Raw genomic sequence first — 10,165 nt, 5'->3', positions numbered from 1 at the left:
GTCGCCCAGCTCATCCACGCCCACCCCACGCAGAACGAGGCACTCGGCGAGGCCCACCTGGCCCTGGCCGGCAAGCCCCTGCACTCCCACGACTGACGCTGACGTCATCACAGGGCGCGACGACCACTTTCCGCAATTCGTTAGGAGCAACTGAAACCATGTCGGTTTCCGTAACCCTGCCGGCGCTCGGCGAGAGCGTCACCGAGGGCACCGTCACCCGCTGGCTCAAGGCCGAGGGCGAGCGCGTCGAGGCCGACGAGCCGCTGCTCGAGGTCTCGACCGACAAGGTCGACACCGAGATCCCCGCCCCCGCCTCGGGCATCCTGGCCTCCATCAAGGTCGCCGAGGACGAGACGGTCGAGGTCGGCGCCGAGCTGGCCATCATCGACGACGGCTCCGGCGACTCCGCCGAGGCCAAGGCCCCGGCCGCCGAGTCCGCTCCGGCGCAGGAGGCCCCGGCGCAGGAGGCCCCCGCTCCGGAGGCCCCGCAGGCCGAGCCGTCCACCGAGACCGAGCAGCCCGCCCCGGCCCCGACGGCCGAGGCCGCCTCCGGCGGCGGTTCCGCCGAGGGCACCGACGTCGTGCTGCCCGCCCTGGGCGAGTCCGTCACCGAGGGCACCGTGACCCGCTGGCTGAAGTCGGTCGGCGAGACCGTCGAGGCCGACGAGCCGCTGCTCGAGGTCTCCACGGACAAGGTCGACACCGAGATCCCGGCCCCGGCCTCCGGTGTCCTCCTGGAGATCGTCGTCAACGAGGACGAGACCGCCGAGGTCGGCGCCAAGCTGGCCGTCATCGGCGCCGCGGGCTCGGCCCCGGCCGCCGCCCCGGCCCAGGAGGCCCCGGCCCCCGAGGCCGCTCCGGCCCCGAAGCAGGAGGCTCCGGCCCCGGCCGCCCCCGCCGCTCCGGCGCCCGCCCCGGCCCCGGCTCCCGCGCTGGCCGCCCCGGCCGCTCCCGCCGCCCCGGCTCCGGCCGCTCCGGCCCCGGCTCCGGCTCCGGCTCCGGCCGCCCAGGCTCCGGCCCAGGCCGCCCCGTCGATCGCCCCGGCCGTGGTCACCCCCGTTCCGTCCGCCCCGGCCGCCCCGGCGTCGTCGGAGGACGGCGCCTACGTGACCCCGCTGGTCCGCAAGCTCGCCACCGAGAACGGTGTCGACCTGGGCTCCGTCAAGGGCTCCGGCGTCGGCGGCCGCATCCGCAAGCAGGACGTCCTCGCGGCCGCCGAGGCCAAGAAGGCCGCTCCGGCTCCGGCCGCCGCCGCCCCGGCCGCCGCGCCGAAGGCTCCGTCCCTGGAGACCTCCCCGCTGCGCGGCCAGACCGTCAAGATGACCCGCATGCGCAAGGTCATCGGCGACAACATGATGAAGGCGCTGCACGGCCAGGCCCAGCTGACCTCGGTCGTCGAGGTCGACATCACCAAGCTGATGAAGCTGCGCGCCCGCGCCAAGGACGCCTTCGCCGCCCGTGAGGGCGTCAAGCTCTCCCCGATGCCGTTCTTCGTGAAGGCGGCGGCCCAGGCGCTGAAGGCCCACCCGGTCATCAACGCCCGGATCAACGAGGACGAGGGCACGATCACCTACTTCGACACCGAGAACATCGGTATCGCGGTGGACTCCGAGAAGGGTCTGATGACCCCGGTCATCAAGGGTGCGGGCGACCTCAACATCGCCGGCATCTCGAAGAAGACCGCGGAGCTGGCCGGCGCCGTGCGCGCCAGCAAGATCACGCCGGACGACCTGGCCGGCGCGACCTTCACCATCTCCAACACCGGTTCGCGCGGCGCGCTGTTCGACACGATCATCGTGCCCCCGAACCAGGTCGCCATCCTGGGCATCGGCGCCACCGTGCGCCGTCCCGTCGTGATCGACCACCCGGACCTGGGCGAGACGATCGCGATCCGCGACATGACGTACGTCGCGCTGTCCTACGACCACCGTCTGGTGGACGGCGCCGACGCCGCCCGCTACCTGACGGCCGTCAAGGCGATCCTGGAGGCCGGCGAGTTCGAGGTCGACCTCGGCCTGTAGCCGCGTGCGGGCGGGCTCCGGCCCGGCCGCAACGTAACGAGCCTCACCTGCGGCGCCCCCGTCCGGAAGTGTTTCCGGACGGGGGCGCCGCCGTATTGTCTAAGGGTCAACACTCCCCGAGGAGCCCTTCATGACCGTCCCCGTCGTCCACTCGCTGCGCGAACAGATCCGCGAGCACATCGTGGAGGGGATCGTCAGCGGCCGCTGGAAGCCGGGCGAGCGGATCGTGGAGCGCCGGATCGCGACCGAGCTGGAGGTCAGCCAGACCCCGGTCCGCGAGGCGCTGCGCGAGCTGGAGTCGCTGCGGCTGATCGAGTCGGCGCCCAACAAGGGCGTCCGGGTCCGCAACCTCACCGCGGCCGACCTGGAGGAGAGCTACCCCGTACGCGCCGGTCTGGAGCAGATCGCGGCCGAGCTGGCGGCCGGACGCCTCTCGGCGGACTGCTCGGCCCTGGAGCCGCACGTGGCGGCCCTGTACGAGGCGGACGCGGCCTCGGACGGGACGGCGCAGGTGCGGCACACGGTGGCCTTCCACCGGGAGCTGGTGAAGGCCGCGGGGAACGCCGTGCTGCTGCACACCTGGGAGACGCTCGGCATCGAGGTCTTCACGGCCCTCTCGATCCGCTGGCTGGGCACGGTCCAGAAGTCGTACGCGGAGGAGCACCAGGAGCTGGTGGAGGCCTTCCGGCGGGGCGACCCGAACATCGGCGCCCTGGTGAAGGCGCACGTCCTGGGCTGCGCGCCGCGCGCCTGACCGTACGGGAACACGAGCGGGTCCCTTCCGGGGCCCGCTTCTTCGTGCCCGTGGGCCCGCTTCTTCGCATCCGTACGCCCGCTTCTTCGCGCCCGCACGCCCGCTCATCCGTGCGCGCACCCCCTCAGAAAACCGCTCTCACCTGCGAAAACAAGGCACCGGGTGCCCCTTTTCGCGGCACCCTGTGCCGACTTTCTCGATCTGGAGAGGTTTTCGCCTTCCACCCTTTGATCGATCATCGATCGCCGGTTTACAGTCTTCGGCGGGCCACACCCGGCCCTTCGCCCTGTCCTGCCAGACAAGGGCCCATCTCCACCCCCACCTGTCCGGAAGGCGGCGATCATGACCGATCCCGTAGGCAAGATTCCGAGCGAGCTCGACCAGCTCCCGGACCGTGACACCGAGGAGACCGCCGAGTGGGCGGCCTCCCTGGACGCCGTCACCAAGGCCGCCGGCCCGCACCGGGCCGCCTACCTGATGCGCCGCACGCTCCAGCACGCCGAGGGCGCGGGCCTCGCCCTCCCCAAGCTGCTGGAGACGGACTACGTCAACACCATCCCCACCTCCGCCGAGCCCTCGGTCACCGAGTTCGGCGGCGACGAGGAGATGGAGCGGAGGATCACCGCCTGGAACCGCTGGAACGCGGCCGCGATGGTCTCCCGCGGCTCCAAGTACGGCGTCGGCGGCCACATCGCCACCTTCGCCTCCGCGGCCTGGCTGTACGAGACGGGCTTCAACCACTTCTTCAAGGGCAAGGAGTCGCAGGACGCCCCCGGCTCCGGCGACCAGCTCTACATCCAGGGCCACGCCTCCCCCGGCATCTACGCCCGCGCCTTCCTCGACGGACGCCTGAACGAGGCGCACCTCGACAACTTCCGGCAGGAGTCCGGCGGCAACGGCCTGCCCTCCTACCCCCACCCGCGCCGCCTCCCCTGGCTGTGGGAGTTCCCGACCGTCTCCATGGGCCTGGGCCCGCTCTCCGCGATCTACCAGGCGCGCTTCAACCGCTACCTGACCAACCGCGCCATCAAGGACGTCTCCGCCTCCCACGTGTGGGCGTTCCTCGGCGACGGCGAGATGGACGAGCCCGAGTCGACCGCGGCCCTCGCGCTCGCGGCCCGCGAGGGCCTGGACAACCTGACCTTCGTCATCAACTGCAACCTGCAGCGCCTCGACGGCCCGGTCCGCGCCAACTTCAAGATCGTGCAGGAGCTGGAGGCCCAGTTCCGCGGCGCCGGCTGGAACGTCGTGAAGTCGCTCTGGGGCAACGCCTGGGACGAGCTGTTCGCGCTCGACACCACCGGCGCCCTGGTCCGCCGCCTCCGCGAGGTGCCGGACGCGCAGGTCCAGACGTACCAGACCCGCGACGCCGCCTACATCCGCCAGGACTTCTTCGGCAAGGAGCCGGCGCTCGCCGAGATGGCGAAGCTGCTGAGCGACGACAAGATCCTGGAGTGCTTCCACCTCTCCCGCGGCGGCCACGAGCCGCGCAAGGTGTACGCCGCGTACAAGGCCGCCCTGGAGTTCAAGGGCGCGCCGACGGTCATCCTCGCGCAGACCGTCAAGGGCTTCACCCTCGGTGAGGGCTTCGCGTCGAAGAACGCGAACCACCAGATGAAGAAGCTCTCCACGGACGAGTTCAAGAACATGCGGGACCTCCTGGAACTGCCCATCTCCGACGCGCGGTTCACCGACGGCCAGGTGCCCTACGGCCACCCCGGCGCCGACTCCCCCGAGGTCCGCTACCTCCAGGAGCGCCGCGCGGCGCTCGGCGGTCCGGCCCCGGCCCGCCGCGTCCACCCGCTGGCCCCGCTGCCGGCCCCGGCCGAGAAGGCGTTCACCGCCTTCGACAAGGGCTCCGGCAAGCAGTCGATGGCCACGACCATGGCCTTCGTCCGCCTGGTGAAGGACCTGATCCGCGACAAGGAGACCGGTAAGCGCTGGGTCCCGATCGTCCCGGACGAGGCCCGCACCTTCGGCATGGAGAGCCTCTTCCCGTCGCTGGGCATCTACTCGCCGAAGGGCCAGACGTACGAGCCGGTCGACCGCGACCAGCTGATGTACTACAAGGAGGCCAAGAACGGCCAGATCCTCAACGAGGGGATCACCGAGGCCGGTTCGATGGCCGACTTCATCGCCGCTTCCACCGCGTACTCCACGCACGGCGAGGCGATGATCCCGTTCTACATCTTCTACTCGATGTTCGGCTGGCAGCGGACCGCCGACCAGATGTGGCAGCTCGGCGACCAGCTCGGCCGCGGCTTCCTCGTCGGCGCCACCGCCGGCCGCACCACCCTGACCGGTGAGGGCCTCCAGCACGCCGACGGCCACTCGCCGGTGATCGCGGCCACCAACCCGGCGGCCCTGACGTACGACCCGGCGTTCGCCTACGAGGTCGCGGCCATCGTCAAGGAGGGTCTGCGCCGGATGTACGGCGAGGCCGCCGAGGGCGAGGACCAGGACGTCTTCTACTACCTCACGGTCTACAACGAGCCGATGCCGCAGCCCGCCAAGCCGGCCGGGATCGACGAGGGCATCGTCAAGGGCCTGTACCGCTTCAACACGGCCGAGTCCGCCGGGGTCGACCTCCCCGCGAACCCCTCGCGGATCCAGCTGCTCTCCTCCGGCACGGCCATCCACTGGGCCCTGGAGGCGCAGAAGCTGCTCGCCGCCGAGTGGGGCGTGGCCGCCGACGTGTGGTCCGCGACCTCCTGGACGGAGCTGCGGCGCGACGCCCTGGAGGCGGACGCGGCGCTGCTGCGCGGCGAGGAGCGGATCCCGTACGTCCGCGAGGCCCTGGCGGGCGCCGAGGGCCCGGTGCTCGCGGTCTCCGACTACATGCGCCAGGTCCCGGACCAGATCGCGCAGTGGGTCGAGCAGGACTGGTCCTCGCTCGGCGCCGACGGCTTCGGCCTCTCGGACACCCGTGACGCGGCCCGCCGCCACTTCGGCGTCGACGCGCAGTCGATCGTCGTCGCGGCGCTCGCGCAGCTCGCGCGGCGCGGCGAGGTGCAGGCGTCGGCCGTGAAGGAGGCGCGCGAGCGCTACGGCCTGTAGGGGTCCTGCGGTTCCGACGGGGCGGGCGGCACGCATGATGGAGTCATGCGCGCCGCCCGCCTCATCAAGTTGGTCCTGCTGCTCCAGTCCCGCCCGTCGATGACGGCGGCCGAACTCGCCGCCGAGCTGGAGGTGTCGGAGCGGACGGTCGCCCGGGACGCGCTCGCCCTCTCCGAGGCGGGCGTGCCGGTGTACGCGGACCGGGGCCGCTCCGGCGGCTACCGGCTCGTCGACGGCTACCGCACGCGGCTCACCGGGCTCGCCCGGGGCGAGGCCGAGGCGCTGTTCCTGTCCGGACTGCCGGGCGCGCTGCGGGACATGGGCCTGGAGGACGCGGCCTCGGCGGCCCGGCTGAAGGTGTCGGCGGCGCTGCTCCCGTCGCTGCGGGACGCGCCCCGCACGGCCGCCCAGCGCTTCCACCTGGACGCGCCCGGCTGGTACCAGGAGCCGGTGACGCCGGAGCTGCTGCCGGCGCTCGCGGAGGCCGTCTGGGACGACCGGTGCGCCCGGGTCCGCTACCGGCGCGGGGACGGCACGGAGGTGGAGCGGGAGCTGCGGCCGTACGGGCTCGTCCTGAAGGCGGGCGTCTGGTACGCGTGCGCGTGGACGGACGGTTCGTTCCGCACGTACCGGGTGGACCGGTTCACGGCGGTGGCGGTGGGCGGGGAACGCTTCGAGCGGGACCCCGAGTTCGACCTGCCCGCCTTCTGGTCCGCCCGCTCCCACGAGTTCGCGCGTTCCCTGCTGCGGGCCGAGGCCGTGCTGCTCCTGACGGAGGAGGGGGCGCGGCGGCTGCCGTACGTGACGGACCGGGCGGCGGCCGAGGAGGCGCTCGCGGCGGCCACCGCCGAGGCCGGCGGCCGCCTCCGGGCGACCCTGCGCGTGGAGAACGAGGAGGTCGCCTTCGCGCAGCTCCTGGGCCTGGGCCCGGAGGCGGAGGTGACGGCCCCGGCCGCGCTCCGGGAGCGGTTCGCGGAGGCGGCGCGGGGCTTGGGGCGGCTCTACCGGTAGTCGTGCCTACCGGTAGTCGTGCCTACCGGTAGTCGTCCACGGACACGTCCTCGTCCGTCTCCTTGGCGACGATGAAGCCCCACGCGTCCGGCCGCGAGCCGTCCGCGTCGGTGAAGCCGTACTCCTTCGCCAGCTGCCCGCTGGAGAGGGAGCGGCCGTTCCAGCGGGCCCGGTCGGGGTCGGCGGCCAGGGCGGCGACCGCGCGGCCGACGTAGACCGGGGACTCGGCGACGGCGAAGTCGGGGAGCTTCTCGGCGGCGTCGCGCCAGTTGTCCTCGGTGACGCCGAAGTGGTCCAGCATCTGCTCCGAGCGGAGCCAGCCGGGGGTGAGCGCGACGGCCGTGCAGCCGGCCGGCTCCAGTTCGCGCGCGAGGCCGAACGCCATCCGGATCGGGGCGTTCTTGGCGAGGTCGTAGTAGACGTTCTCGCGGTAGCGGGTGGCGTTGTACTCCCGCGTGCCGTCGGTGACCTCGACGAGGAGGCCGCCGGGGTGGCGGGTGAGCAGCGGGGTGGCGGCGGCGCTGGTGATCAGGTGGCTCTTCACGCCGAGCTCCAGCATGCGCAGGCCGTCGGCGAGGTCCACCTCCCAGATCTTCTTGCCGAAGCCGGCGACGACGAGGTGCTCGCCGCCCCAGACGTCGTTGACGAGGACGTCGAGGCGGCCCCGCTCGCGGTCGATCCGCTCGACCAGGGCGCGCACCCGCTCGGGCTCCAGGTGATCGGTGGGGACGGCGACGCCCTCGCCGCCGGCGGCCGTCACCAGTTCGGCGGTCTCCTCGATGGTCTCGGTGGTCCGGCCGACCTCGCTGACCTTCTCGCGGGTGGTGCGCCCGGTCACGTAGACGGTGGCTCCGGCGGTGCCGAGCTGGACGGCGATGGCCCGCCCGGCGCCCCGGGTGGCCCCGGCGACCAGGCAGATCCGTCCGCGCAGGGGCTTGCTGTCAGGTGTCTCGGTGGTCATGGTCTTCACCCTGGCAGGAAAGTACGACACCTTCTGTCCGGATTCATTTCGGGCTTTCCGGGTGCGTCGCCCCCGCCGGGGCAGGATGCTGGTCCCGTGATGGACGAGACCGAGTTCTGGAAGATCATCGACGCCGCCCGGGAGGACGCCGAGGGCGACGCCGAGGAGCAGGCGGACCTGCTGGTGGAGAGGCTGACCCGGCTGGACCCCGACTCGGTGCTCGACTACGCGCGCCATTTCGAGGCCCGCTACAACCGCGCGTACCTCTGGGACCTGTGGGGCGCGGCGGCCGTGCTGTTCGACGGGGCGGGCGAGGAGGCGTTCGACTCCTTCCGCTGCTGGCTGATCGGCCAGGGCCGGGAGGTGTACGAGGGGGCCGTGCACGATCCGGACGCGCTCGCGGAGCTGCTCGACGACTTCGACGTGGAGATCGACGGGGACGGCGAGGAGATCGGTTTCGCGGCGGACGAGGCGTACGAGCAGCTGACCGGCGCCGAGACCCCGGACCTGGGCATTCCGATGCCGGGGGGCGAGCCGCTGGGGACCCCCCTCGACCTGGCGGACGAGGAGGCCCTGGCGGTCCGCTTCCCCCGGCTGTGGGAGCGCTTCGGGGCGGGGTGACGCGGACCCGTCGGCTCCGGGACGGGCTCCCGGATCGGCTCCCGGATCGGCTCCCGGGCGGGATCGCGGGGGCCGGCCGGCTCCCCGGCGGGCTCAGAAGTGGGTGCCGCCGTCGACGCGGACCTCGGTGCCGGTGATGAACCGCCCGTCCTCGCTCGCCAGCATCGCGACGACGCCCGCGACGGTCTCGGGACCCGCGAAGCCCTGCCCGAGGGCGGGGGCGAGCTTCGCGAAGAGCGCCATGTCGGCGTCGGCGGGCAGGCCGGGGCCGACGGAGCGGCGGCTGGCGCCGGTGCCGTCGGTCATGCCGGAGGAGATGGAGCCCGGCTGGACGGCGGTGAAGCGGATGCCCCGCCCGGCGTACTCGGCGGCGAGCGCGTGGGTCATGGACTGGATGCCGCCCTTGCTGGCCGCGTAGGCGGACATGTACGGGTGGGCGAACGCCGCCGAGGTCGAGGAGAAGTTCACGACGGCCGGGCCCTCGCCCTCCAGGAGCGCCGGGACCGCCTCGCGTATCACCAGGAAGGTGCCGGTGAGGTTGGTCCGGATCACCTGCTCGAAGGCGTCGAGGGGCGTCTCGTGGGTGTGCGAGGAGCGCAGGATCCCGGCGGCGTTGACCAGGACGTCCAGGCCGCCGAGCGCCTCGACGGCGGCGGCGACGCCGGCCCGTACGGAGGCCTCGTCGGTGACGTCCAGGAGGACGGTGGTGAGGCGGACGGCGGCGGCGCCGGCCTTGTCGGCGGTGTCCTTGAGGCCGTCCTCGCTGATGTCGGCGGCGACGACCCGGCCGCCCTCGGCGAGCAGGCGCAGGACGGTGGCCTGGCCGATGCCGGAGCCGCCGCCGGTGACGAGCGCGCGGCGTCCTTCGTAACGGGTGGGCTGGTTCATGGGGTGGCCTCTCGACGTCGGGCTCTCCGGTGGATCGCTGTCACCGTACGCCCAAGTGGCACGTTTTGCCATGTCTGCATGATGCGCACACCTGGCAGGCGCGGGCGTACGCTGGGCGGGTGAGCGACACGACGCCCTCCCGGGCCCCCTCCCTGACGGAGCGCCGCAAGGCCGCCACGCAGCTGGACATCGCCCGCGCGGCCGTCGAGCTGTTCACCGAGCGCGGCCCGGACGGCACCACGGCCGAGGACATCGCCCTGCGGGCCGGGGTCGCGCTGCGCACCTTCTACCGCTACTTCCGCTCCAAGCAGGACGCCGTCGCCCCGCTCCTCGCGGGCGGCGCCGACCGCTGGCGGGCCGGCCTCGCCGCCACCGCCCCGGGCACGCCCCTGGCCGCCGCCCTGGAGCGGTCCGTCACCACGTCGCTGACCCCGGCGGACGCGGAGGCCGGGGAGGAGCTGCGCGGGACCAGGGGGCTGCTCCGCGCGGCCGCCGGGGACCCCGCCCTGCGGGCCGTCTGGTACCGGGTCAACCAGGAGTCCGAGGAGCGGCTGCGCGAGGTCCTCGCCGGGCTCGCGGGTCCGGACGCCGACCCGCTGGAGGTGCGGCTCGCGGCGGCGGCGGCCACGGACGCGATCCGGATCGCCCTGGAGAGCTGGGCGGAGGGGGAGCCGGGGGACGAGCCGCCGGTGCGCGGCGAGGGCTCCCCGGCGGCCCTGGCGGCCCGCTGCCTGCGCGAACTGACCGGCGGAATCGGACTGCTGAGGGAATGACGGGGAGGGGTGACGGGAGGGGGTGACGGGGAGGGAGTGACGGGAGGGAGTGACGGGGGGGGCGAGCAGGGTTACGGGG

Annotated in this window: 8 protein-coding genes; 6 read left to right on the top strand and 2 right to left on the bottom strand. The window is 73.2% G+C overall.

The features are described 5' to 3' along the window. Positions 1-158: 158 nt before the first annotated feature. The 4 genes from sucB (at position 159) to ADL08_RS06180 (ending at position 6,843) form a co-directional block, all read left to right on the top strand. The gene (sucB, locus tag ADL08_RS06195) at positions 159-2,021 is read left to right on the top strand and encodes a 2-oxoglutarate dehydrogenase, E2 component, dihydrolipoamide succinyltransferase (protein WP_053641034.1); all 1,863 of its coding nucleotides are present in this window, start codon (positions 159-161) and stop codon (positions 2,019-2,021) included. A gap of 130 nt (positions 2,022-2,151) precedes the next feature. Then, a complete protein-coding gene (locus tag ADL08_RS06190) occupies positions 2,152-2,775 on the top strand; it encodes a GntR family transcriptional regulator (RefSeq protein WP_030205765.1) in 624 nt (207 codons plus the stop codon). A gap of 342 nt (positions 2,776-3,117) precedes the next feature. After that, entirely contained in the window at positions 3,118-5,832 is a 2,715-nt protein-coding gene (gene aceE, locus ADL08_RS06185; protein WP_053641033.1) for a pyruvate dehydrogenase (acetyl-transferring), homodimeric type, read from the top strand. A 45-nt stretch (positions 5,833-5,877) separates the two neighbouring features. Then, a complete protein-coding gene (locus tag ADL08_RS06180) occupies positions 5,878-6,843 on the top strand; it encodes a helix-turn-helix transcriptional regulator (RefSeq protein WP_053641032.1) in 966 nt (321 codons plus the stop codon). Positions 6,844-6,865: 22 nt separating this feature from the next. Here the strand turns inward: ADL08_RS06180 and ADL08_RS06175 are convergent, their stop codons facing one another. Continuing rightward, positions 6,866-7,804, bottom strand: coding sequence for an SDR family oxidoreductase (locus ADL08_RS06175; RefSeq protein ID WP_053641035.1), 939 nt, complete (start codon positions 7,802-7,804; stop codon positions 6,866-6,868). A gap of 99 nt (positions 7,805-7,903) precedes the next feature. Between ADL08_RS06175 and ADL08_RS06170 the strand changes: the two genes are divergently transcribed. After that, the gene (locus ADL08_RS06170; RefSeq protein WP_053641031.1) at positions 7,904-8,425 is read left to right on the top strand and encodes a DUF4240 domain-containing protein; all 522 of its coding nucleotides are present in this window, start codon (positions 7,904-7,906) and stop codon (positions 8,423-8,425) included. Positions 8,426-8,518: 93 nt separating this feature from the next. On the opposite strand, the gene ADL08_RS06165 is transcribed toward ADL08_RS06170, so the two are convergent. Continuing rightward, on the bottom strand, positions 8,519-9,313 hold the full coding sequence (locus ADL08_RS06165) for an SDR family NAD(P)-dependent oxidoreductase (RefSeq protein ID WP_053641030.1): 795 nt from the start codon (positions 9,311-9,313) through the stop codon (positions 8,519-8,521). A gap of 119 nt (positions 9,314-9,432) precedes the next feature. Here ADL08_RS06165 and ADL08_RS06160 point away from each other — a divergent pair, with 119 nt between their 5' ends. Continuing rightward, positions 9,433-10,086, top strand: a complete 654-nt coding sequence (locus tag ADL08_RS06160) for a TetR family transcriptional regulator (RefSeq protein ID WP_053641029.1) — start codon at positions 9,433-9,435, stop codon at positions 10,084-10,086. Positions 10,087-10,165 lie beyond the last annotated feature (79 nt).

The organism is Streptomyces sp. NRRL F-6492 (assembly GCF_001280125.1).
In the GTDB taxonomy this organism is placed as follows: domain Bacteria; phylum Actinomycetota; class Actinomycetes; order Streptomycetales; family Streptomycetaceae; genus Streptomyces.
This window is presented reverse-complemented; position numbering and strand designations above follow the sequence as displayed.

What these genes read in the sequence shown, in the direction of transcription:
- sucB (WP_053641034.1), top strand. Translation starts at nt 159, where the DNA reads ATGTCGGTTTCCGTAACCCTGCCGGCGCTCGGCGAGAGCGTCACCGAG.
- ADL08_RS06190 (WP_030205765.1), top strand. Translation starts at nt 2,152, where the DNA reads ATGACCGTCCCCGTCGTCCACTCGCTGCGCGAACAGATCCGCGAGCAC.
- aceE (WP_053641033.1), top strand. Translation starts at nt 3,118, where the DNA reads ATGACCGATCCCGTAGGCAAGATTCCGAGCGAGCTCGACCAGCTCCCG.
- ADL08_RS06180 (WP_053641032.1), top strand. Translation starts at nt 5,878, where the DNA reads ATGCGCGCCGCCCGCCTCATCAAGTTGGTCCTGCTGCTCCAGTCCCGC.
- ADL08_RS06175 (WP_053641035.1), bottom strand. Translation starts at nt 7,804, where the DNA reads ATGACCACCGAGACACCTGACAGCAAGCCCCTGCGCGGACGGATCTGC.
- ADL08_RS06170 (WP_053641031.1), top strand. Translation starts at nt 7,904, where the DNA reads ATGGACGAGACCGAGTTCTGGAAGATCATCGACGCCGCCCGGGAGGAC.
- ADL08_RS06165 (WP_053641030.1), bottom strand. Translation starts at nt 9,313, where the DNA reads ATGAACCAGCCCACCCGTTACGAAGGACGCCGCGCGCTCGTCACCGGC.